The sequence below is a fragment of the Pseudomonas viridiflava genome (assembly GCF_001642795.1).
Taxonomy (GTDB): domain Bacteria; phylum Pseudomonadota; class Gammaproteobacteria; order Pseudomonadales; family Pseudomonadaceae; genus Aquipseudomonas; species Aquipseudomonas viridiflava.
This window is the reverse complement of sequence record NZ_LKEH01000017.1, coordinates 252,003-274,372: the sequence shown is the minus strand read 5'-3', so window position 1 is coordinate 274,372 and position 22,370 is coordinate 252,003. Positions and strand designations below refer to the sequence as shown.

The following is a 22,370-nucleotide window of genomic DNA, read 5'->3' as shown; positions in this document are numbered from 1 at the left end:
GGTGTAAGGCGAGGGTGTTTGCCGATGTACAGAGAGGGGTAAGTGCGCTATTGAGGCGGGAGCAGGGTCGTCTCGATACGTCCAAGGATTCGCAGATACAGTTTCATGCAAGTCCCGTCACCGGGTGCGGTTTCGACGCGCACGCCGCCTCCGGCATTTACTGCAAATTCCTGCACCTGAGCCAGACCCAGACCGGTGCCCAGTCCTGTCTTCTTAGTGGTGAAAAACGGCTCGAAGATTCTCGATGCCAACTCACCCGGCATGCCCGGACCGTTGTCGGTCACGCTGATCACCAGATAGTCGCCTTCGGGCAGTCGAAGGTCATCCTCGACAGCCTCCATGCGGGTCGCAATGCACGCCTTGCCAAGACCGCACATGGCGTCCCGGGCGTTGGCCAGCAGGTTCAGGATGGCCGCGTGCAACTGGGCTTCAACGCACAGTACGCCCCAGCCCGTGGCCTGAAGATCGAAGGACAGTTCCATCTCTTCACCGACCGAGCGCAGCAGCAGATCACGCGCGGCATCAAGCCGCTCGCTGACGTCGATGCAGATCAATTCCGGCCCGTCCTGACGCACGCTGGACAGCAGCCGAGCGACCAGTTGGCGGCCATGCTCAACCGCCTGCAGGCCGGTATCACTCAGGCTTTCCACGTCGGTCGGACGCCGCGCCCGCATGCGCACCAATTGCAGGCTGGCGCTCAGCGCCTGGAGAAGATTATTGAAGTCATGGGCGATGCTTGCCGTCAGCATGCCCAGCGATGAAACCCGTTGCGAGTGGCGCAGGTTCCGCTCTGTGGTCCGATTATGGTCCTGAGCTTTTTCGAGTTCGTGCGTCAGCGCAGTGGCCCGCTGTTCATGCTGTCCGCTCAACATGCGCAATTGCAACAAGGCGGCGGTCTGGCGTGCCAGCGCCTGGAGCGCCAGACGCTGGGCATCGCTGAGGGTGCGGGGTTTGGTGTCGATCACGCAGACGGTGCCCATCGGCAGACCCGCATCGCTGCAGATGGGAGCTCCGGCGTAAAAGCGGATGTGGGGCGGTCCCAGAACCAGCGCACTGTGCTCAAAACGTGGGTCCTGTGTAGCGTCTTCCACGACCAGCACGTCGGTTGGTGCCAGAATCGCATGGGCGCAGAATGCGAGATCGCGGTGCGTTTCGCGTACATCCAGGCCGATGCAGGCCTTGAACCATTGCCGCTCACGGTCCACCAGCGATACCAGCGCTATCGGCACATCGCACAGCGTAGTGGCCAGCAGTACCACATCGTCGAAGCCCTGTTCAGGCTCGCTGTCCAGAATACCGAGATGCTCCAGCGACAGAATTCTGTCTGCCTCGTTGGCGGGGAAGGGCGCAGGACGGTGGGTCATGGGAAAGCATCGCGGGAAGGGCAAAATGTGGCCGTATGATGCCTGTAGTGGCGAGACCACAGCAAGATACTTCCGAGTGTCTGGTTTGGGGCTTGCGGCCTGTGACAAGGTCTGGTTACCTCAACAGTCAATCTGCCCGGAGACTTCTGCATGTCATCCAACGCCGCAACCCGTCCACCCTTGCCACCGTTTACCCGCGAATCGGCCATTGAAAAGGTTCGTCTGGCCGAAGACGGCTGGAACAGCCGCAACCCCGAGAAAGTCGCGCTGGCCTATACGCCAGATACCCACTGGCGCAATCGTGCCGAATTCATCACCAACCGCGAGCAGGCGCAGCAGTTTCTGGAGCGTAAATGGAAGAAGGAACTGGACTACCGCTTGATCAAGGAGCTTTGGGCGTTCGGCGGCAACCGCATCGCCGTTCGCTACGCCTACGAATGGCATGACGATTCGGGCAACTGGTTTCGCTCCTACGGCAATGAAAACTGGGAATTCAACGATGATGGTTTGATGGCCAACCGTTTCGCCTGCATCAACGACCTGCCAATTCAGGAATCGGAGCGCAAGTTCCACTGGCCGCTGGGGCGTCGTCCGGATGATCATCCGGGGTTGTCGGAGCTTGGGCTTTAAGCCTGTAAAGCGTTCAACGATGATGGTCCGGGCGGGATAACCCAGCGAGAGAAAAACAGTGGTCGAACGCCGTCAATTCAGCGGGGGAATGAAGGGCAAGAACCTCCGCTACCTGAGCGACGCACAGGGCGAGCAGCCGCTACAGACGCGCGCGGGCTTTTTATTGCTTGAGCATTTCTCTCTGCCGGCCTTCACGCAGGTGCTTGATACGCTGGTGACGGCCAATCTGTTGCGAGCCGAGCTGTTCTGTACCCTGACGTTCGGCCTTGAGGCTGGCGAGGTCATGAGCGATCTGGGCTTGGTCATTCGCCCCGACAGGCGTCTGGATCACGAATCTCTTCACAATCTCGACCTGCTGGTGGTCTGCGGTGGCTATCGAACAGCGCTGAAGGCTGACACTGGCCTGAATGACTTGCTGCAGGCGGCCGCCGAACAGAGCGTGGTGCTGGCAGGGTTGTGGAACGGGGCATGGTTTCTGGGCAGTGCCGGGTTGCTCGATGGCCATCGTTGTGCGCTTCATCCCGAGCATCGCCCGGCGCTTGCCGAGATATGCAGGGACGCTCAGGTTACCAGCGAAGCGTTCGTCATAGACCGCGATCGCCTGACGGCCTCCAGTCCCGCAGGCGCGTTTCATATGGCACTGGAATGGATCGGCTCACTTCACGGCAAGGCACTGGTCGAAGGCATCGAGGATATTCTTTCTTTCGAGGAGTCCCGCTACCGACGCGTCAAGGCTTCACCGCACAGCTCGGTGAGTGCGCCTTTGCGCGAAGTCATCAAGCTCATGGATGCCAATCTGGAAGAACCTCTGGAGCTTGAGCAACTGGCGGTCTATGCCGGTCGCTCGCGACGTCAGATCGAACGGCTGTTCAAGGAACAGCTGGGTACGACCCCGCAACGCTATTACCTGGAGTTGCGCATTACTGAAGCGCGTCGCTTGCTGCAACACACGGACATGTCGCAAGTAGAGGTGCTGGTGGCGTGTGGCTTCGTTTCACCCAGCCATTTCAGCAAGTGCTACAGCTCGTTTTTCGGTTACAGACCTTCCAGAGAAAAGCGGTTGGCCCGCTGATGCTCTGCGGCGCAGAAAGCGTCCGGGCGCTGAGGCCCGGACGTTCGGTGGGATGACTGCGAGGTTTACAGCTCTTTTTTCAAATGCTTTTCGATCTGCTCAAGCGACTTGCCCTTGGTTTCGGGCAGGCAGAGGAAGACGAAGATCAGCGAGCCGATGTTGATTGCTGCAAACACGAAGAAGGTCGGGTTGCCGATGACATCGACCGCGATGGGGAAGGCGAACGCCACCGACGCGTTGAACAGCCATTGCATCGACACGGCAACGCCTGTCAGCAGACCTCTGACCTGCATCGGGAACAGTTCCGACATGAGCAGCCAGTAGACCGGCGAGATGCACATCTGCATGAACAGCAGAAACACCAGAATGCAGGCGAGGGCGGCATAGCTCTGGGTCAGGTTCTGCGGCATGAACTGCAACACACAGCCGAGCGCGGCCTGCATCAGGATCACGATGACCAGGCCGGTCATCAGCAAATGCCGACGACCGTAACGGCCAATCGCCCAGATGCCCAGTAGCGTTGCAATCACCGAAACCACGCCATTGCCGATGGTGGCAGTCAGTGCAGCGTTGGTGCCCATGCCTGTGGTCTTGAGAATGATCGGCGTGTAGTACATGAACGCGTTAACGCCGGTGAACTGGGCCGTGAAGCCCAGGCCAACGCCGATCAGCAGCAGTTTGATGACCCAGCTCTGACGCAACAGGTCCTTCACTGCGGGACGGTTGCGAGCCTGTTTGTCCTGAGCCTTCATCTCATCGACTTCGCGCTGGGCGTCTTCCTTGGTGTCGCGCAACTGCTCCAGCACATCCTGTGCGTCGTCAAAGCGTCCCTTGGACGCCAGCCAGCGTGGCGAGGGCGGTACGAAGAAGGTGCCGACCAGCAACAGCACGCCCGGAATCATCGCGATGGCCAGCATGTAGCGCCAGATGCCCGGCGTATGCAGCACTGCTGCCATGAAGGCGCTCAGTACGTAGGCCAGCAACTGACCGCTGACGATCATCAGTTCGTTACGGCTGACCAGCCGGGCGCGACGTGACGGGCCAGCGATTTCGGCGATGAACACCGGTACAGTCGCCGAGCCGCCGCCCACCGCGATGCCGAGCACAAAGCGTGCGGCGATCATGACCGGAATCGACGGGGCCATTGCCGTGCCCAAGGCACCGAAAATGAACAGGATCGACAACAGACGCAGTGTCACGCGACGTCCATAACGGTCCGAGATATAACCGCTGGCGAGCGAGCCGAAAGCGGCACCAACGATGAGTGAGGCGGTGACCAGACCTTCGCTATAGGCGTTGAGCCCCAGTCCGCCCTGGTCCATGGGCAACGTCATGAACGGCAATGCACCGGCGATGATGCCAGTGTCATAGCCGAATGCGAGTGCGCCCATGGTTGCAACGAGTACTGAAATGAAGATCAATCGGCCGGGTGAAGCCTGCTTTCGACCCGGCTGGCCTGCCGCTGTCGAGGTGATGCTTGAAGACATGAATATAAAGTCCTTCACGTGGGACCAGCGTCGTGCCAGTACAGATGTGAGGCTTAGGGCGGTGTCGGCGGTGTGAGTTCCGTAAGAAAGGAAAATCGATTCAGCAAAATCTGAAAACTCGCTTTTTTTCGGAATGCAACGCTGTCGCCCGGTAAACATCGTGGGAGGCCCACCAGGTCTCCAACTCTGCGCTGTCGCGCAGCAGACACAGGACTGTGGGAGGCGGCTTGCCGGCGATCTGCCGGGAACCGGCAGCAAGACCTCCACACGCGGTGTGTCAGAGGTAACCTGGGGCCGCTGCGCAGCCCATCGCTGCCGTCGTAACCTCCGAGAGCTCCCACGCTCTTCGGTCAGCAGCAGGTGTGCGTGCATTCAGTACATTACAGATTGTTTGATAAGAGGCGGCTTGCCGACGAGGCAGTCGACGCGGTGTATCAGGAAAGTCGTGTCATCGTTCATCGCGGGCAAGCCCCCTCCCACAAATAGTGTTTGCTCACTAAATACCGGTATCTCTTGAGTCACCCCTCGTCAAGTCTGAGGATTCTGCCGGGCTTGGTTCGAAGAGATGAAATCCACAAAAGCTCGCAAGGGCGAAGGCAGGTATCGACGGCCGGGGTAGTAAAGATACGGTCCGGGAAAGCTCGGCCACCATGACTCAAGTACGGGCTCGAGTTCACCCGTGGCGAAGTACGGCTTGAGCCACTCATCGAACAGGCTGATGACGCCCAGCCCGTCAATGGCGGACTGCACGGCCATTTCCACACCGCCGCCGATGCCGAAAATCATCGGACCGGTCGGATCGACGCGGATGGTTTCGTGCTGGTTTTCGTACTCCCAGATCGGGATCGAGCCGCTGGGGAACTTGCCTCGCAGGCAGGCGTGGTCGAGCAGGTCCCTGGGGTGTTCGGGGCGTCCCCTCGCGTCGAGGTATTTGGGCGAAGCCGCGGTGGCGAAGCGCTGGGTGCGCGGTCCGATGGGCACGGCGATCATGTCCTGCTCCAGCCGGTCGTCATAGCGAATGCCCGCATCACACCCGGCTGCGAGTATGTCGACGAAGCTTTCTTCGACGATGACCTCGAGGCGGATGTCGGGGTAAGTCTGCAGAAAGGGCGTGATGATCGACGGCAGCACCAGTCGGGCGACGCTGAGCGGCACGTTCAGTTTCAGCGAACCCGAGGGACGGTCGCGAAAATCGTTGACCACGTCCAAAGCCGATTCGACTTCGCCCAGTGCAGGAACGATGCGCTCCATCAGTTTTGCGCCCGCTTCGGTGGGCAAAACACTGCGGGTGGTACGGTTGAGCAGTCGAACGCCCAGCCGGGTTTCCATGCGGCGAATGGCATCGCTGAGGCTGGAGGCGGATTGTCCGCTCAAGCGCGCCGCTTCACGAAAGCCCTTGGCGTTGACGACCGCCACAAAGGCGAGCAAATCCTGAATGTCGGTTTTCATTGTTCTCCATACCGTACAACCCGTGCAGATTGCACCCGATTATCGTAGCAGTGCTCGGCGCTTATAGTGCGATTCACACCTTCAAGCGAGACGCATCAGATGAGCATTTCGAACAATACAGGCACCTTTCTGCTGGGCGACCTACGGGTCAACCGAATGGGTTACGGCGCGATGCAGTTGGCGGGGCCGCACGTGTTTGGTCCTGCAAGGGATCCGGAGGCAGCGGTCGCAGTCCTTCGCGAAGCCGTTGCGGCCGGTGTCAACCACATCGACACAGCCGATTTTTACGGCCCACACGTCACCAACCAGTTGATCCGTGAGGCGCTGCACCCGTATGCAGAGGACCTCGTCATCGTCACCAAGGTCGGCGCTGTGCGCGGGGCCGATGCGTCCTGGAATCCGGCACAAGGCCCTGACGAACTGGTCCGCGCCGTTCATGACAACCTGCGCAATCTCGGGCTGGAGGTTCTGGATGTGGTCAACTTTCGAGCATGGGGTGCTCATCAGGCGCCTTCTAAAGGTTCCATAGAAGCATCGTTTACCGCACTTGCAGAACTGCAGCGTCAGGGGCTGATCCGTCATCTGGGGCTGAGCAACGTGACAGCCACGCAGGTGCGGGAGGCTCAAGGCATCGCGGATATTGTCTGTGTGCAGAATCACTACAACCTGTCCCATCGAGTCGACGAGCCACTGATTGCGGAGCTGGGCAGGCAGCGCATCGCCTATGTGCCGTTCTTTCCGCTGGGAGGTTTCACGCCGTTGCAGTCGCAAACGCTGTCACGCGTAGCGACTGCAATGGGCGCTTCATCGCTGTGCGTGGCGCTGGCCTGGCTGATGCAACGTGCAGACAATATTCTGCTGATTCCCGGAACGTCCTCGGTGGCGCATCTCAAGGAAAACCTCAGTGCGAGTAGCCTGGTGATTCCCCCTGAGCTGTTGGCCGAGCTGGACAGGATTGCCTGACTAACGTGATGGCGAGGCGCTTTAACCCAATCGACCTTCCTGGCGCAGCAATGCGCCAATGCGTTTGATCTCTTTCTCACCCTGATCAAGCGCCGCCTTGCTGGTGTGCACCGAGTAGTAGCCCATCACCAGATCGTGTGGATGCTTGATGGCTGAACCGAGCACGAACGACGTATCGCCATGAGCAACCAGATCAATCGCTCGGTCCGACTCCTCGAATACGGCAAGTTCACCCGTCTGAATCAGACCGTTGGCGTCCAGTTGTCCGGTGTTGATGGCCAGCCAGCCTACGGTGTGGCCAGCAGGGGGCGTGTAGCGCCAGTGCTCGCCGTCCTTGAGGGTGACCGCCAGGTAGTTCATGCCTTCGGGTGCCGGAACGGGGCTTTTGGCAGCACCGTACTCACCCAGCAGCACGCGCGCAGGGCCTTGCTGGGGGATTTTTGACGCGTCCAGGTAAACGCTCAGGGCCGGCCCGTTTTCCTGAGCAGCCGGCAGCGCAACCCACAGCTGAAACCCTTTCATTGGCGAGCTGTTGACGGGTTTGGCGTTATGCCATACGCCATTGCCTGCGCTCATCCATTCCACGCCGCCTTCGGGTAGCACGCCTGATTTTCCGGTGGTGTCTTCATAGGCCACTTCGCCTTCGATCATGTAGGTGAAGGTGGCGATGCCGGAGTGTGGGTGCATGCCAAAGCCTTTCTGGCCAGGTTCGGGATTGAAACCGAAATGATCGAGAAAGACGAACGGCTTGAGGTGCTGACCCAGATCGCCAGGGCTCATCAGGCGGGTGATCGGCCCCTGGCGGGTGCCAGTGGTGCGATGAATGACCTGACGTGGAAGCGTGTTCACGGCAACGGAAGCTGCGGAATGACGTGGCATGGTTGAATCCTCATGAAGGAGGCTTTATCGCCTTGAGCCAAGCATATGCGCCTATTGATTGGTTGATTAGTTGGTATAGTCGGGATGAACCCGTCCATATTTAAAAGGAATAGATCGGCAGATGCTTGACCTCAATGACGTCGCACTGTTCGTCCAAGTGGTACGCAACGGAAGCTTCGCGCAGGCCGCGAGGCAGCTTGGCGTGCCGTCCAATACGGTGAGCCGCCGCGTCCAGCAACTCGAAGAACAGCTGGGCGCGCGACTGTTGCAGCGATCTACCCGCAAGCTGGTCGTGACACAGACGGGGCAGGATTTTTTCGAGCGCTGCAAAGAGGCAGTGGATGGTCTGATCGATGCGGGAGACCGAATCGTTTCAAGCGGCGAAATCCCCAGCGGCAAGGTGCGGGTTGCCGCGATGGCTGATTTCTTCGACTTTTTTTCGATGCAGTGGGTTGCCGATTTTCTTGCCCGATACCCGAAAGTGCAGCTGGAATTCGTCCTCGCCGATGCACGCTCCGATCTGATCGCCGAGCGTCTGGACATTGCGTTCAGGGGCGGGCCATTGCTGGACTCGGGTTACGTCGGCCGTCAACTGATCCCGGCAGGTACGGAAGGGATGGTTGCCACTCCCGGTTACGTTCAGGCACATGGCATGCCTGACAGGCTGGAAGATCTCGTTGATCATTACTGTGTCAGTGCTGGCCATCCCAGCGGGCTGACGACCTGGCGGCTGGTCGGGCCGCAAGGCACCGAGCATGCCGTGCAGCTCGCCAGTCGGTTCAATGCCAACACGGCTCAGGCATTGCGCCGGGCGACGCTGGCGGGGCTGGGGATTGCACTGCTGCCAACGGCGCTGATCTCGTCCGATCTAAAAGCCGGTCGACTGGTGCCGATACTGCCCCGGTATCAACGCACCAGCCATGGTCTCCACGTTTTATACCCGAGCCGCCAGCATTTGCCACTGGCGGTTTCTGCGTTCATAGAGCTGGTCATGGAGAAGCTGCGAATGAACGAGTTTCCTGCGCAGTCAATGAACGGATAAACAGACGGGTCTCAAGGAATTCTGACGAAGTTGATGGCGGCCAGCGAGCCGAAGGGCAGGGTGGCCAGCCTTCCGCCGACATCCAGCGCTCCCAGGTCAACCGGGAAGTAACCCGCGCTTTCGAGAATCCCGCGTACGACGCCCTTGGCGTCGGCATCGTCGCCAGAATAGAACTGCACACGTTGTCCGCCCGCCACTTCCGGCTGCGTCAGCACCTGCACGTCGAGGTGATTCAAGGCTTTGACAAGCCGTGCGCCAGGTACCAGATCACGGACGATTTCACTCGAATGCTTGTCGCCAAGGTCAATGGCCTTGATGCCGTAGGCGGCAAGCGGGTTGCTTGGGTCGGTTGCATCCGGAGATTGCGGATCGAGGAATTCGACCGCGTTGGTGGCGTCAATCACGATGCGATTGTTCCAGGCAGGCAGTGTGCCCAATACCTGGGGCAGGGCGCTCCAGCGCAGGGCGATCAGCACGACATCGGCACTGGCCGCTTCTTCAGCCGTGACGGCTTTGATCAGCGGGCCGGTTTCGTCTATGAGCGCCTGTAACGACTGCGGACCGCGGCTGTTCGCGATCATTGCCGAAACGCCTGCATTGGCCAGCGCGCGTGCCACGTTGGAGCCTAGGGCGCCAGAACCGAGAATGCCTATCGTCGTCATGCTAATTCCTGTCTTTTCGAGAAGGGGCTCAGGTTGAATCCGGACGCCCTGATGATCGAACGTTGGCTCGATCAAGTGAGACCTCATCGTATATATGTGTAACCGACACATCAACACTTATTTTTGAGTTATCTGCGCTTTGGGGTTTGTCTTCAATTTTTAGAAGGAGCGGGCGGGCGACTGTTTTTACAGTTCGAACGGTATCTCGAACTTGCCCAGTCTTGCGACTTCACTGGCAATGTCCGCAATGCTGACGGCGGCCAGCTCGGACTCCAGCGCTTCACGTGCGCGTGTCAATGCGGGCCGCAGGGCCTCAAGAATGTTGCCGCCGACGGCGCAGTTTTCACACGGTGGCGTGCGGTGCAGGGAAAATATTTCCGAGTCCTCCACGGCTCTGTACACATCGAGCAATCTGATGCTTTCGGCAGGCTTCGCAAGCAGTGCGCCGCCTCCTGCGCCGAGCTGCGAAGTGGTCAGTCCGGCTGCAGTCAGGCGCGACAGAATCCCTCGCACAACCACCGCGCTGGTGTTGACGCTGTACGCCAGATCCTCCGACCGCACAGGACGCCCGCCGCGAACGGCAAGCACGGAGAGGGTATGGACAGAGACTGCAAAGCGGGTGCTGGTCGGCATTTCTAGGTGCTTTCGGTATGTTTCGGTATGGGCACATTACCGGCAATGCCCGGCAATTGAAAATCTCATACGGTTGCCTGAGCTATTCGAGGCGATGTCCGTAAGTGAGAGTGCGGTGTGAAACAGGCCGCCCAGCTGTGAACTGACGTCATAGCAGCTGTGCCCCGCCAGCTGTTTTCAGTGCACAGGTGCTGCTCTAACCTTTTTGTCAGCCGAGGTCACAGCGTTTGACGCTGATCGTGATCTGCGGAATATCAACAGAGAGGATGCACCGTGAATACCCCGATCAAGCCTGATGAACTCGCCGTTCCCTATCAACTGCCTCAAGTTCCGTTCATGACGCCGGACATGGTCCACCCAGGTGTGATGACCCAGTGGCTGGAGGATGACGAACTCTGGGTGCCGGTGACCCGGACCGTATCGTTCAAGCCGCTGTTGCTCAATACTGCCGGTGGTTATTACATCAACCTGTTGCGCGTGCGGCAGGCAGGCGTGTTGTCGCGCCATCGTCACAGCGGGGGCGTGCATGCAATCGTTCTCAAGGGTCGCTGGTATTATCTGGAGCACGACTGGGTCGCTGAAGAAGGCTCCTTCGCCTATGAACCGCCCGGCGAAACCCACACCCTGTTCGTTCCCGAAGACGTCGAAGAGATGATCACCTGGTTTCACGTTCAGGGCGGTTACACCTATGTCGACCCTCAGGGCGTCGCCGTAGGCTATGAGGACGTGTTCACCAAACTTGAGGCGGCTCGGGCCCACTATGCTTCGCTGGGCTTGCCGGCGGATTACATCGAGCAGTTCATCCGCTAGACGTGGATACAGTGGCTGAACGCGCTTCGGCGCGTTTTGTCTTTTGGAACCACTCAGACAGTCTTTCAATCGGCAGGAGCGTGCATGGATCATTATTCCCAGATGCTGGCGTTCATCTGGTCCACCGAATCTGGCAGTTTTTCGGCCGCCGCCCGCCAGCACCAGATGACACCGTCTGCTGTCAGCAAGCTCATCTCGCGCCTGGAAAACCGGCTTCAGGTCAGGCTTTTCCAGCGAGGTTCTCGAACGCTCACCCTGACTGAAGAAGGTGCCGCTTATCTGCTCAGTGCCAGAGCGGTGGTTGACGCCATGAACGAGGCCGACTCGCTGGCCGAGGCATTGCCGTCCCGGGTCAGTGGCACGTTGCGTATCCATACCATGACCTCGTTCGCGAGGCACCAGATCGTGCCATGGCTTCCGGAGTTTCTGGATTGCTATCCCGCGCTGGACGTCGAGATTCAACTGGGTGCGCAATTCGTCGATCACTTCGAGCACGGCCTGGACATCGTGATTCACAGCGGCGTTCTGCCTAGCTCCTCACGCATTGCCAGACGTATCGGGGAGTGCCAGTGGTTGATCTGCGCCTCGCCGGATTATCTGGCCAGACAAGGTGTTCCGACGGTCCCGACCGATCTGCTGAACCACCGCTGCTTCAATTTCAGCTTTGTCAGCCCCTGGAACACCTGGTCGTTTCTACAGGACGGCGAAGGCGTTTCGGTCCCGGTCACCGCACGTGCATCCTTCACCCAGGGCGACCTGCTGCGTGACATGGCGCTCTCGGGCGCTGGCATCGTCAGGCTGGCTGACTTCCATGTCAGCCAGGACCTGAAGGCCGGTACGCTCGTGACAGTGCTGGATGCTTTCAGTCCTAAGGTCGTCGAGCCGGTATACCTGTTGTATTCGGACCGGAAACACCTGAGTCCCCGAATCAGAACCTTCATCGATTTCTTTCAGGACAAGTGGCGCAGGCATCCCTGGCGCGTCAATTGCGAGTGATCACGATCTCCAGATACTCCGCTGGAACGACCAGCGACTTTCCGCAAGAGCGGTTCATCCGGGTGAGCAGTTCGGTCAGATCAGTCTTCAGATTATCTGCCTCAACCTTTGAAAGCGCCTTGAATGCCTTGTGCACCGGGCCGTACCAGCGGCTGAATATCTCTACGAAATGTTCTGCTGACCGGTAACGAAAGTTGAACAGTCTGAGGTTGCTGCGGATTTCAGCAGCCTCGCGTGCGAACATCTGGTGAATATGGCCCTTTACGCCCCAGTTCGACGGCTTTGCCGCACCCTCGGGAGGCGGGACATGGCGGGCCAACGTTGAAAACATCTGACCGACGAAGCCTTCTGGCGTCCAGCAGGTCAATCCGATGCGACCGTTTGGCCGACAGACCCGTGCCAGTTCTGTCGCAGCCTGTTCCTGATCCGGCGTGAACATCACGCCGAAGGTCGATAGCACGGCGTCGAATGTTGCGTCCTCGAACGGCAGCGCTTCTGCATCGGCTTCCTGGAAAGCCACATCGAAATGCTCGGCGCGTGCCCGCTCCCGGCCTCGCTCCAGGAGTGCGCCGACGTAATCGGTCGATGTCACGATGCAGCCTCGCCGGGCGGCTGCAAGTGTCGCGTTGCCGTTTCCGGCAGCGACGTCGAGCACGTATTCGTCGTGGTTCAAATCGCAGGATTCAGCCAACAGCTCGCCGGTGATGGATAGCGTGGTGCCGATGACGGTGTAGTCGCCGCAGCTCCAGGCTTCTCTCTGCCTGGCCTTGATGACTTGCAGATCGGTTGGGGTGTGCATGATAGGTGTCCTTTCCTGACAGATTGGAGAGGCAGGCACCCTGACTGCGAAGATCGGCAACGGTATGGCATGTGAGGAGATCGACCGGGCGGCTCAAGGACGCCCAGTCAGTGCCCGAGGTGCACTTGCCTGAGTGATCAAGCATAGCGGTGGTGTCGGCTATGCCTGTAAGCGAAGAGGTGAATGGTCGTTTCTTGTGGGGCGGCTTTGTAACCGGATTCTACGACGTTACTTTATTCTGGAGGTCATGTAGATGAGGCGTACAGCGGCAAGGGTGATCGCTTCGGCATCGCCCTTGATGGTTTCCAGATGTGATCTGTCCAGATTCTCGTCATCGGAGCGGGCTTCGACCAGTCGGGTGACGTGATAAAGGTTCTGGGTCACTTCGTGCAGGCTGCCGTGCAGACGACCAAGTACGCGATTCAGCCGTTCCGAGTGGGTGTTTCCGTGGGTTTCTATCTGCGGGGTAGAACGTTCAAGGCTGAACCCGGTAACAACGTAAGTGACACCAATGCCAGCATCCGAGATGCGTGACAGGTAGTCGGCTCTTGGAGAGCGTATACCATTTTCGTAGTTGCCCTGGGCGTTGGTTTCGACGCCCCCAATGGCACCGAGTGCACTCTGGGAGAGCTTCAACCGCAGCCGTTCCCGTTTAAGTCGTGGACCAATTCCTGTCATATATCTGTCCTCAAGACACCGTCCACCGACATTGTCTCGGCAGTACCGCAATAATTAAGGTTTGCCGACCAGCGTGTATGACAACGACCGGAGCTCGTTCCGGTTCCATTACGCATTGGAGCATGTGCGCAACTTCAGGCAAACGCCTGCAAATGCTGGCACATTGTAATAGAGGGGTTGAACTAATTGGTATCGTTTTGTACTGATTTGAACGATTCAAGCGGGCTTCAGGCGAGGAGTCGAACGAAACGATCGAGGCCGTTCAAGGCCTCGATTGTCTGTGCAGTCAGAGGCAGCGTGCAGTGGGTTGCTGGGCCCAGCGCTCAGCGGTGCCGGCAATCTTCTCCGCCAGACGGCCAACGGCTTTCTGGTGCGCAATGATCAGGCTTTCCATGCCTGTTCCCGCTTGCTCACGGATCACACTGCTGCAGGTCAGATTGGTGCGCTTGCTGCCCGCTGTCGCGCCTGCGCTACGCTGGGTGAGGGTCCAGACCACATCGATCAGTGCGTAATTGCCGGGTACCGATTCGAAGCGCCGCACGTCCGTGCGGATGGACAAGAGGGGCTGCTCGGTGTTCTTGGGAAGCCCTGCCATGTCGCGACTGCCGAAGCGGCGCTCAAGCTGAGGCGTCAGCGCGTCATGAAATTCGTCGCCCAGCGGCGAGCCCCAGCGCTCGGTATCGAGTATCGCCAGACTGCCATCACCCTGACGTACCACCAGTGGCGGCTGGTCGACCTGTACCGGCATGATCACCGGCAGCATTTCGAACTGGAACGGCGCGGCCTGACTGGCCGCAGCGGTGTTCGACGCCATCGGAGCGATGAGCGTGTAGTAATGAGTCTGGGTCGAGGTGCAGGCACTGATGCCCAGCGCAGCGGTCAGGACTGCCAGTTTAAGGCGCAGGGTCATTGGTTCGGCTCCGCAATGGCTCGGGATGAAGAGGGTGCATTGAATGAACGCGGGGCAGCATCGCCGGTACGACCGCGGATCAGCGATTCAGGGTGGCGGCTGAGGAAGTCGGTCAGCACGCGAACCGAGCGCGCAGTGCGCTGCACCTCGTCCATGGCCTGGCCCAGTTGCTGACGCGCAGGCGAGTCTTCGGCCAGCGAATCGTTGGCGGTCCCGAGGGTTTTTTCCGCCTGCTGCAAGGTGCCACGCATTTGCGGCAGGATGCTGCTGTTGACCTGTTTGAGGGTCTTCTGAAGCTCGCTCAGGCTGCCATTGAGATTGGCGGCCAACTGATCGATCGGCAGGTTGCTGAGTTTCTCGACGAAGGCCTGCAATTGTTCCTGTAGTTTGTCGAAGCTGCCCGGCACGGTCGGAATCTCCAGCGGTCGGGCTTTGGGGTTGAACGTCACCTTCGGTGCCTTCGGGTCGAACTCCATGGCGATGTACAGCTGGCCGGTCAGCAGGTTGCCGTTGCGAACCTGTGCCCGCAGACCGTTGGCGACGAATGCGCCCAGCACTCGGGCCGACTGTTCTTCTTCGTCACCCTTGCCACCCAGCTCCTTGAGCTTGGATTCTGCGGCACCGAGGCGCTTGGGGTAGATCACTGCGCCGACGATGCCCGGGAACGTCTTTGTGGCCGGGTCGTAATCCAGATCCACCGAGACCACTTTACCGATATTGACGCCGAGGAAGTCGACCGGGGAGTTTACGGTCAGGCCGCGCAGCGACTGATTGAAGCGCATGCGGATATAGCGGGGCTCACCATCTGGCGGGGCCAGCGCGGTGGCCTGATCGTCGAATATCTTGAATTCGGCGTTTTCGTCAGCCGGCTTGGAGTCCGGGCTCCAGTTGGGTTCACGAAATGCCACGCCCCCGGAGATGATCGAGGTCAGCGACTGGGTATTGATCTTGAGGCCCGATGCGCCCACGGTGACGTCCACGCCGCTGGCGTTCCAGAAACGGGTATCGGTGGTGATGTACTGATCGTTGGGCGAGCTGATGAAAATCTGGATATCGACGCCACGGCCATCCTTGGACAGTTCATAGCCGACCACTTGACCCACCTGGATCCGGCGGAAATAGATCGGCGAGCCAATGTCCAGCGACCCAAGGTCGTCGGTATGCAGAATGAAGCGTTTTCCCTTTTCGCCGAATGTCACCGGAGGCGGCGTTTCCAGACCGGTGAACTCATTCTTGGTGTCCTGCGCGCTGCCCGCATCCGCGCCGATGAAAGCACCGGACAGCAGGGTGTCGACGCCCGATACGCCATGTGCACCGATGCGCGGCCGTACGACCCAGAATTGGCTGTCGATGCGGGTGAACGGGTGCGCAGTGTTATTGAGCTCGATGGTGGCCAGCACATGGGTGCGGTCATCGCTGAGGGTGATGTCGGTCACCATGCCGATGACCACGTTCTTGTACTTGACCTGAGTCTTGTTGGCTTCAAGACCTTCCGCCGTGAGAAAGGTCACGGTGATCCTCGGGCCGATGTTCATCCAGTCATGAAAGGCCATGGACAGGCCGATCAGCCCTGCGACGATAGGCACCAGCCAGATCAGCGAAATGCGCACGCGGCGCCGCTTCACCTCGGGGCGGGGCATCGAAGCAGAAGGGGGGAGGGTATTGTCAGACATCTTCAACCTCTGCGTCCCAGATAAGCCGGGGATCGAAACTCATGGCGGCGAACATCGTCATCACCACAACCAAACCAAAAAACAGAATGCCGATCCGCGGCTCGATGGTGCTCAGCTCACGAAACTGCACAAGGGATGCCACCAGGGCGACGACCAGTACATCGAGCATCGACCAGTAGCCGATCAGTTCGATGAACCGGTAAAGACGGGCGCGTTCGCGCATGGCCCAGCGGCTGCGGCGCTGGCAGGTGATCAGCAGCATGCCCAGCACCAGGAATTTGATGCACGGCACGACTACACTGGCCACGAAGATCAATATGGCGATGTCCCACGAGCCGCTTTCGAAGAACTCGATAACGCCGCTCATGATGGTGTTCTGGCTGCTGTTGCCCAGCAGTGAGGTGTACATCACCGGCAATGTATTGGCCGGGATGTAGAAAATCAGCGCGGCGATCAGGTAGGCCCAGGTGCGAACGATACTGTTGGGCTTGCGTCGGTGCACCGGCGAATCGCAGCGCGGGCAGCGGCTGGCGTCTTCCTGGCAGGCGTAACCGCAGGTGTGGCACAGGCACAGTTTATGTTCATGGGCGAAAGGAATGCCGTTCATTCAGCCTTGACTCCCAGTTCGTCCCACAGGCCTCGAATCCCCTTGTTGGCGATCAGCAGGATCAGCACCATCAGCATCGCCATGGCCCAGAGCCCTACGCCGGGGTGCACATCGAGCATGCCCGCCAGCTTGATGATCGCCACCAGAATGCCCAGCATGCAGACTTCCAGCATGCTCCAGGGGCGCAGCTGTTCCAGCGCGCGCATGCAGGTCTTGAAGCCCGGCGCGATGACGCCCCTGTTGGCATGCAGCAGCACCCAGAACAGCAAGGCGATCTGCAACAGCGGAGCAAAGATGATTGCGACGCCTGCAACCAGAGCAATGATGGTGATGCGCCCCTGAGCCAGCGCCTCGACCGACTGCCAGAGCGTGACCTCGTTGGTCAGGCCTTTCATGCTGATGCTGATTACCGGAAAGATGTTGGCGAAGACGAAGAAGATCGCCGCAGCGATGGTCAGGGCCAGCAATTGCTCGATGCTCATGCGCCGTCCCCGGCCGAGCACTGCGCGGCAACGCAGGCAGAACGCGGCATCGCCGGGTTTAAGTGGCTGAGCTTCATACAGCGAATCGCAGTGTTCGCAGATGATCAGATCCGGTGGGTGTCTCGTGGAATGCACAGTGCTCATCGACGCCGTTGATGCAGAGTTCTGGGTGGAAGATCGGAGGTTCGGAAAGATACCTCTTTATTGGCTGTGCAGTGTTTTTTTCTGTGCGTCCCGTCACAACCCTGCAGGGCTGCATGATTGACCGCGGAGGCTGGCGGTGGTTCATGTCATCGGGCCATTATCTATGGATTGCCCCCATGTAGCCAATGGCACCGTTGTCAGCACTGTCCATGCTTCTGAACAGGGCAGTGCTGACGGGCCACCGTCAAGGCTTGCCTGGTCTGGCGCGTTGTTTGAGATAGCCCAACAGCTGCCGCGCAGCCTGAGGGACGTTGTGCTCGTCGAAGGTCATGCAGATGGCTCGGCTATCGTCCTCGATGGTGATTTCGTACTGATTCAGGTCGCGTCCGTCTTCATTGAAGGCTTCGCCCGACTTGTTCAGTCCGCTGTCACTCACCAGCCGTTCAAGCTGTTCTGCCTCGGGTTGGTCGAGGGTGGAGGTGTCCACCTCACACCGTTTTATCGCGCCGGCAAAACCGCCCGATTGGACCAGACACACCTTCATCGCTACACCTCTTCAATGTTCAGACCTTGACCCCGACTTTCTTCCAGGCGGCCTGAACGGCTTTTTTGGCGTCTGCACCGAAACGGGGGTCGCTGGCGACCTTTATGCTGATTCTGGCGCAATCGGCGAACTGGCTGTCCGATGCCAGCTCCAGCATTGTTTCATACCAGATTCTGCCTGCCACTTCCCAGGCATTTCCGCCGAGCGCCTTGGCGACCAGTACGAAAGCGCGATTGGGAATGCCCGAGTTGATATGCACGCCGCCCCGGTCCTTGGCACCGGTGTACAGGTCAGCCATGGTGGCGGGCTGCGGGTCGTCGCCCAGATCCGGGTCGTTGGCGTAAGCGGTTCCGGGTTTTTCCATGTCACGAATCCCGCGGCGGGTCGGGGCAGGGACCAGCAGTTCCTTGCCAACTACCCAGTCCGATTCTTCGGCGCTGGTGCCTTCTTTCCACTGGCGAACCAGCATGCCGAAGACATCGGCGAAATGTTCGTTCAAGGCACCCGACTGGCCACGGTATTCCAGATTGGACGTGAAACTCTGCACGCCATGCGTCAGTTCGTGGCCAATGACTTCCAGACTGCCCGTGAAACGTTTGAAGACCAGGTCGTCGCCATCGCCATACGCCATCTGGCTGCCGTTCCAGTACGCGTTGCTCAGGGGCACGTAATCGCCTTGAAAATCGACTTCGGCCACATGCACGGTCGAGACCAGCGCCATGCCTGCATCGTCCAGTGAGTTGCGTTCGAACAGTTGCTGATAAAAATCGTAGACATCACCCGAACCGTCATAGGCTTCATCGGTGGCCTTGTCGCCGGTGGCCTTCTGGCCTTCGGAACGTACCACTTTACCCGGCAACTGATCGGTGCCTTTGGCATCGTGGATCACCCGGTGTTTGGTGCCGCTCGGTGATTTTATGGCATGCATCGACGGCATGGTCCGGGCTGTCAGGCGCGAGGCCAGGAATGCGGAGCTGCCGGTCAGGTTGGCGATGGCCCGTGCGCTGATGCCGGGCTGTGAGGACTGCGCCATATGCTCAAGCATGTAAGGCGGAATGAAGCAATGCAGGGGATGTCTATCGCACATGTGAAACTCCTGTAGTAATGCACCGATAGCAGCAAGCCACCGGTCAACATGGTCGCGAGAGGTTTGACAGGTGAAAGACGGGTTTTATGCCAAAGAAATATTTCATTACATGATGACCGGTAGGCAAATGATTGGCGCTTTCGCCAAAGTTCAGTCTGGCCGGGCTTTTGCGGGAAGGGCGGGCGACCTGCGTCACCTCGACACAGCCTCTCGATCCGCACGCCGGGAATGCTAGACTCGCGCCACTTCAGACGAGGAGCAGACTCACGTGCGCAAGACGGTAATGATCATGGCGGTGCTGGCACTGGCCGGATGCGATGCAGGCGGTTCCAGGACTCCTGCCCGGGAGAAGTCCCAGGACGCGGTTCAGACGGCGCCGGTTACCGGCCCGCAGTGGTTTATCCAGATGAATTCCAGAGAAGCGGTCAGCGATACCAGTGCCTGGCTGCTCGAGCGCAGCTATGTGCCCGTCATCGTCACGATCGACGGCAAGCAGCAAATGTTGCTCGGTCCTTACCCCAGCGAGGCCGAAGCCGAAGAGCAACGTGTCGCCCTGCAGGCCAAGGTCAGCAAATCACACCGTTTTGCCACGCCTTCGGTGGTGCAGTACACCCGCTGAGGCACCAGACAGCAAAAGGGCGTGATCGCAGTGCAGCGATCACGCCCTTTTTTATGCCGGGTGCAGTGCGTCGATCAACGACGGCCCAGCAGCAGGCCCACGACCAGCCCGAAGCCGGCTGAAATGGCCACGGTCTGCCATGGATGGCCACCGATGTAGGTCTCGGTCGCATCCACCGCCGGCTTGGCGCGATCACGCACGCTCGCCACCGAATCCAGTGCCTGCTTGAGCTTCAGGCTCAATTGCGCGCGAAGGGTCTCTGCGTCCTCGCCTACTAGCGCTGCGCTGTCCTTGAGTAGCTTGTCGGATTCCTCGATCAGTGCCTGCAAGTCGCTGAACGCCTGATCCTTGATCTGATCGGCAGCAGTTTGGGCAGAGGTCTTGCGAGCCATGGCATTTTCCTTTTCAAGTGATGGCAATAGTGATCAATGGAGTATCGGGCCTCGCGAAAAGTTGCACCGGCTTGAATGACCTGACGCAGGGCTCTGCAAAGAAACACCATTACGGGTGTAAGATGCAGCCGTTTTTAGTCGTAGGTGAACGTTATGAGTTTCAATCTGGCCAACCGGCCCCTTCCTGAACGCGCCGCTATCGAAGATGAAAAATCCCGCCTGTTCGACCTGTGGCAGAGCAATCTCGGCAAGGCCAAGGGCGAGGCCGCGCGGTTGATGGGCGAACGTGCCAAGCGCAAGGGTAAATGGTCGGAGTGGGTTCGCTCCGAGCTGGACACCATGAGCCCGCCGGAATACGCCAACATGGTGCGCAGTGAAGTCAATCGCCTGATGGCGGCGGCCAAGTAAGCCGTCACACAATCAGGCAGACAGCGTTATCCCTGGCCTTCGATCACCAGGGATCGCCTTCCGCCTGCCGAAGGTCCAGTGTGCCGCTGTCTTTGAAACGCATGGTGCCGAACAGGCCGCCGGCCAGCTTGCCGCGTAGCGTGTAGGGCAGGTTGTCCAGTCGCTGGGTCTGGCTCAGGCCGAGGGCCTGACGCAGGGCCGCAAAGGCCGAGACACTGACCGGCACCACCAGCACCGCTTCCGAGAAAGAACCGATGGATCCGTGCTGGTTGCTGACGCCAGACGCCAGCAATCGCCCGTTCACATCCAGATCCAGTGCCACACCGCTGTAATCGATGGCGGTCTCGTTCGGGTTCTGCAGGCGCAGCTTCACCGCCATGCGCAACTCCAGTCCCTGACCCGGCAAGGGGTCGATGCCCACCACACTGATGTTCAGCGGATCGCGATTGGGCAGCAGGGTACATGCACTCAGCGCCAGCATCAGAAGGCCCGAAAGCACGAGGCGCATTGGGTGTAGCGACATTGTCCGGTTCCTCGGCGTGGTGTCAGTCACCTTCAGACCGCATGGCTGTCAAGAGATTCGCGGGCAAGTGAAAGGCCCGTCGGATGACCCCGAAGATTCAACGTCCGCGCCGTTACCCGCTAATCTGCCTGTTTCAACCATTGCGTCGTGCTGCGCGCAGGTTGATGATTTCAGCGATCCAATAACAACAAGACTGGAGATAGCCATGTCCATCGAAAGGACAACCCCTCATCAAAACCCTGCTCAAGATCCTGTCGTCATCGTTAGTGCTGTCCGCACGCCCATGGGCGGTTTTCAGGGCGAACTGCAGAGCCTGAGTGCCACACGCCTGGGCTCGCTGGCCATCGGCGCCGCCGTAGAGCGTGCCGGTATCGACCCCCGTGACGTTGAAGAAGTCCTGTTCGGTTGCGTGCTGCCCGCAGGCCTCGGTCAGGCGCCCGCCAGACAGGCCGCGCTGGGCGCGGGTCTGGGCAAGGCCACGCTGTGCACCACGCTCAACAAGATGTGCGGCTCGGGTATGCAGGCCACCATTCTGGCTCATGATCTGCTGATGGCGGGCAGTGCAAGCGTTGTCGTGGCAGGCGGTATGGAAAGCATGTCCAACGCACCGTATCTGCTGGACCGCGCCCGTGGCGGTTATCGCATGGGCCACGGTCGTGTGCTGGATCACATGTTTCTCGATGGTCTGGAAGACGCCTATGAGCCGGGCCGCCTGATGGGCACCTACGCCGAGGATTGCGCGCAGAACAATGGTTTCAGTCGCGAGGCGCAGGATGCGTTTGCCATCGCTTCCCTGACCCGCGCCCAACAGGCCATTTCAGAAGGGCATTTCGACGCCGAGATCGTTCCGGTGCAGGTCACTGTCGGCAAGGAACAGCGCCTGATTGCCCATGATGAACAGCCGCCCAAGGCGCGACTGGACAAGATCCCGACACTCAAGCCCGCGTTCCGCGAAGGCGGCACGGTGACGGCGGCCAACGCCAGTTCGATCTCCGACGGTGCCGCTGCGTTGCTGCTGGTGCGTCAATCCGAAGCCACGCGCCGAGGGCTGAAGCCGCTCGCCGTTATTCATGCTCACGCCGCGTTCGCCGACGAGCCAGGCCTGTTTCCCACCGCTCCTATCGGGGCGATCAAGCGGCTTCTCGGCAAGACAGGCTGGACGGTGGACGATGTGGATATCTACGAAATAAACGAGGCCTTCGCCGTCGTGCCTCTGGTCGCCATGAGTCAGCTGGAAATTCCGCACCATAAGGTCAACGTCAATGGCGGAGCCTGTGCGCTGGGTCATCCCATTGGTGCCTCGGGTGCACGCATCATCGTGACCTTGCTGGCGGCCCTGCGTCGCAGACAGCTAAAGCGTGGAATCGCGGCTATCTGCATCGGCGGTGGCGAGGCAACGGCTGTTGCGCTTGAAATAATAGAATAATTATTTAAATCAACGGTTTGAATGGCTTATGTGATGTTGATTGTTTTGTTTGGTGTTGGTTTTCAAAAAAATACAAAAAGGATATTTATCA

25 protein-coding genes are annotated in these 22,370 nt (G+C 59.4%); 9 read left to right on the top strand and 16 right to left on the bottom strand.

What is annotated here, in order from left to right:
* Positions 1-47: 47 nt before the first annotated feature.
* On the bottom strand, positions 48-1,364 hold the full coding sequence (locus AO065_RS02420; RefSeq protein ID WP_004882026.1) for a sensor histidine kinase: 1,317 nt from the start codon (positions 1,362-1,364) through the stop codon (positions 48-50).
* 150 nt (positions 1,365-1,514) lie between these two features.
* Here AO065_RS02420 and AO065_RS02415 point away from each other — a divergent pair, with 150 nt between their 5' ends.
* Together AO065_RS02415 and AO065_RS02410 are read left to right on the top strand one after the other, a co-directional pair.
* The gene (locus AO065_RS02415) at positions 1,515-1,994 is read left to right on the top strand and encodes a nuclear transport factor 2 family protein (protein WP_004882028.1); all 480 of its coding nucleotides are present in this window, start codon (positions 1,515-1,517) and stop codon (positions 1,992-1,994) included.
* 58 nt (positions 1,995-2,052) lie between these two features.
* Positions 2,053-3,066 carry a GlxA family transcriptional regulator gene (locus tag AO065_RS02410; RefSeq protein WP_004882030.1) on the top strand — a complete coding sequence of 338 codons (1,014 nt, stop codon included), beginning with the start codon at positions 2,053-2,055 and terminating at the stop codon, positions 3,064-3,066.
* Between the two features lie 65 nt (positions 3,067-3,131).
* Here AO065_RS02410 and AO065_RS02405 read toward each other — a convergent pair whose 3' ends face one another.
* Complete coding sequence (locus AO065_RS02405) at positions 3,132-4,553, bottom strand: sugar porter family MFS transporter (protein WP_004882032.1); 1,422 nt, start codon at positions 4,551-4,553, stop codon at positions 3,132-3,134.
* 528 nt (positions 4,554-5,081) lie between these two features.
* Entirely contained in the window at positions 5,082-6,002 is a 921-nt protein-coding gene (locus tag AO065_RS02400) for a LysR family transcriptional regulator (protein WP_004882033.1), read from the bottom strand.
* Positions 6,003-6,101: 99 nt separating this feature from the next.
* Here AO065_RS02400 and AO065_RS02395 point away from each other — a divergent pair, with 99 nt between their 5' ends.
* Complete coding sequence (locus tag AO065_RS02395) at positions 6,102-6,965, top strand: aldo/keto reductase family oxidoreductase (protein WP_004882036.1); 864 nt, start codon at positions 6,102-6,104, stop codon at positions 6,963-6,965.
* A 21-nt stretch (positions 6,966-6,986) separates the two neighbouring features.
* Here the strand turns inward: AO065_RS02395 and AO065_RS02390 are convergent, their stop codons facing one another.
* Entirely contained in the window at positions 6,987-7,844 is an 858-nt protein-coding gene (locus AO065_RS02390; RefSeq protein ID WP_004882038.1) for a pirin family protein, read from the bottom strand.
* 121 nt (positions 7,845-7,965) lie between these two features.
* Between AO065_RS02390 and AO065_RS02385 the strand changes: the two genes are divergently transcribed.
* Positions 7,966-8,886, top strand: coding sequence for a LysR family transcriptional regulator (locus AO065_RS02385; RefSeq protein ID WP_004882041.1), 921 nt, complete (start codon positions 7,966-7,968; stop codon positions 8,884-8,886).
* 11 nt (positions 8,887-8,897) lie between these two features.
* Here AO065_RS02385 and AO065_RS02380 read toward each other — a convergent pair whose 3' ends face one another.
* Complete coding sequence (locus tag AO065_RS02380; protein ID WP_004882043.1) at positions 8,898-9,548, bottom strand: NADPH-dependent F420 reductase; 651 nt, start codon at positions 9,546-9,548, stop codon at positions 8,898-8,900.
* Between the two features lie 186 nt (positions 9,549-9,734).
* On the bottom strand, positions 9,735-10,181 hold the full coding sequence (locus AO065_RS02375; RefSeq protein ID WP_004882045.1) for an Rrf2 family transcriptional regulator: 447 nt from the start codon (positions 10,179-10,181) through the stop codon (positions 9,735-9,737).
* A gap of 273 nt (positions 10,182-10,454) precedes the next feature.
* On the opposite strand from AO065_RS02375, the gene AO065_RS02370 reads away from it, so the two are divergent.
* Both AO065_RS02370 and AO065_RS02365 read left to right on the top strand, forming a co-directional pair.
* The gene (locus AO065_RS02370; RefSeq protein WP_004882047.1) at positions 10,455-10,991 is read left to right on the top strand and encodes a 2,4'-dihydroxyacetophenone dioxygenase family protein; all 537 of its coding nucleotides are present in this window, start codon (positions 10,455-10,457) and stop codon (positions 10,989-10,991) included.
* 84 nt (positions 10,992-11,075) lie between these two features.
* Entirely contained in the window at positions 11,076-11,987 is a 912-nt protein-coding gene (locus AO065_RS02365; RefSeq protein WP_004882048.1) for a LysR family transcriptional regulator, read from the top strand.
* Here AO065_RS02365 and AO065_RS02360 read toward each other — a convergent pair.
* The 8 genes from AO065_RS02360 to AO065_RS02325 form a co-directional block, all read right to left on the bottom strand.
* Complete coding sequence (locus AO065_RS02360; RefSeq protein WP_004882050.1) at positions 11,974-12,786, bottom strand: class I SAM-dependent methyltransferase; 813 nt, start codon at positions 12,784-12,786, stop codon at positions 11,974-11,976. The two genes, AO065_RS02365 and AO065_RS02360, sit on opposite strands and share 14 nt — an antisense overlap.
* A gap of 228 nt (positions 12,787-13,014) precedes the next feature.
* Positions 13,015-13,464 (bottom strand): helix-turn-helix domain-containing protein, encoded by a 450-nt coding sequence (locus tag AO065_RS02355; protein WP_032650889.1) that lies wholly within the window; start codon positions 13,462-13,464, stop codon positions 13,015-13,017.
* Positions 13,465-13,750: 286 nt separating this feature from the next.
* Entirely contained in the window at positions 13,751-14,374 is a 624-nt protein-coding gene (locus AO065_RS02350; protein ID WP_004882054.1) for a PqiC family protein, read from the bottom strand.
* Positions 14,371-16,047: a PqiB family protein gene (locus AO065_RS02345; RefSeq protein WP_032650891.1), complete on the bottom strand. Its 1,677-nt coding sequence runs from the start codon at positions 16,045-16,047 to the stop codon at positions 14,371-14,373. The genes AO065_RS02350 and AO065_RS02345 overlap by 4 nt, the downstream gene beginning before the upstream one ends.
* On the bottom strand, positions 16,040-16,654 hold the full coding sequence (locus tag AO065_RS02340) for a paraquat-inducible protein A (protein ID WP_004882059.1): 615 nt from the start codon (positions 16,652-16,654) through the stop codon (positions 16,040-16,042). Before AO065_RS02340 ends, AO065_RS02345 begins: the two co-directional genes overlap by 8 nt.
* Entirely contained in the window at positions 16,651-17,280 is a 630-nt protein-coding gene (locus AO065_RS02335; protein ID WP_032650893.1) for a paraquat-inducible protein A, read from the bottom strand. The genes AO065_RS02340 and AO065_RS02335 overlap by 4 nt, the downstream gene beginning before the upstream one ends.
* Before the next feature lie 244 nt (positions 17,281-17,524).
* Positions 17,525-17,824 (bottom strand): protealysin inhibitor emfourin, encoded by a 300-nt coding sequence (locus tag AO065_RS02330; protein WP_004882064.1) that lies wholly within the window; start codon positions 17,822-17,824, stop codon positions 17,525-17,527.
* A 19-nt stretch (positions 17,825-17,843) separates the two neighbouring features.
* Positions 17,844-18,911 carry a M4 family metallopeptidase gene (locus AO065_RS02325; RefSeq protein ID WP_004882067.1) on the bottom strand — a complete coding sequence of 356 codons (1,068 nt, stop codon included), beginning with the start codon at positions 18,909-18,911 and terminating at the stop codon, positions 17,844-17,846.
* Between the two features lie 268 nt (positions 18,912-19,179).
* On the opposite strand from AO065_RS02325, the gene AO065_RS02320 reads away from it, so the two are divergent.
* Positions 19,180-19,530: a hypothetical protein gene (locus AO065_RS02320; RefSeq protein ID WP_004882069.1), complete on the top strand. Its 351-nt coding sequence runs from the start codon at positions 19,180-19,182 to the stop codon at positions 19,528-19,530.
* A gap of 74 nt (positions 19,531-19,604) precedes the next feature.
* Here the strand turns inward: AO065_RS02320 and AO065_RS02315 are convergent, their stop codons facing one another.
* Positions 19,605-19,922, bottom strand: a complete 318-nt coding sequence (locus AO065_RS02315; protein ID WP_004882072.1) for an ElaB/YgaM/YqjD family protein — start codon at positions 19,920-19,922, stop codon at positions 19,605-19,607.
* A 153-nt stretch (positions 19,923-20,075) separates the two neighbouring features.
* Between AO065_RS02315 and AO065_RS02310 the strand changes: the two genes are divergently transcribed.
* On the top strand, positions 20,076-20,330 hold the full coding sequence (locus tag AO065_RS02310; RefSeq protein ID WP_004882073.1) for a hypothetical protein: 255 nt from the start codon (positions 20,076-20,078) through the stop codon (positions 20,328-20,330).
* 43 nt (positions 20,331-20,373) lie between these two features.
* Here the strand turns inward: AO065_RS02310 and AO065_RS02305 are convergent, their stop codons facing one another.
* The gene (locus AO065_RS02305; protein WP_004882074.1) at positions 20,374-20,853 is read right to left on the bottom strand and encodes an LEA/WHy family protein; all 480 of its coding nucleotides are present in this window, start codon (positions 20,851-20,853) and stop codon (positions 20,374-20,376) included.
* Positions 20,854-21,058: 205 nt separating this feature from the next.
* Between AO065_RS02305 and AO065_RS02300 the strand changes: the two genes are divergently transcribed.
* Positions 21,059-22,279 (top strand): acetyl-CoA C-acyltransferase, encoded by a 1,221-nt coding sequence (locus AO065_RS02300; RefSeq protein ID WP_054540849.1) that lies wholly within the window; start codon positions 21,059-21,061, stop codon positions 22,277-22,279.
* Positions 22,280-22,370 lie beyond the last annotated feature (91 nt).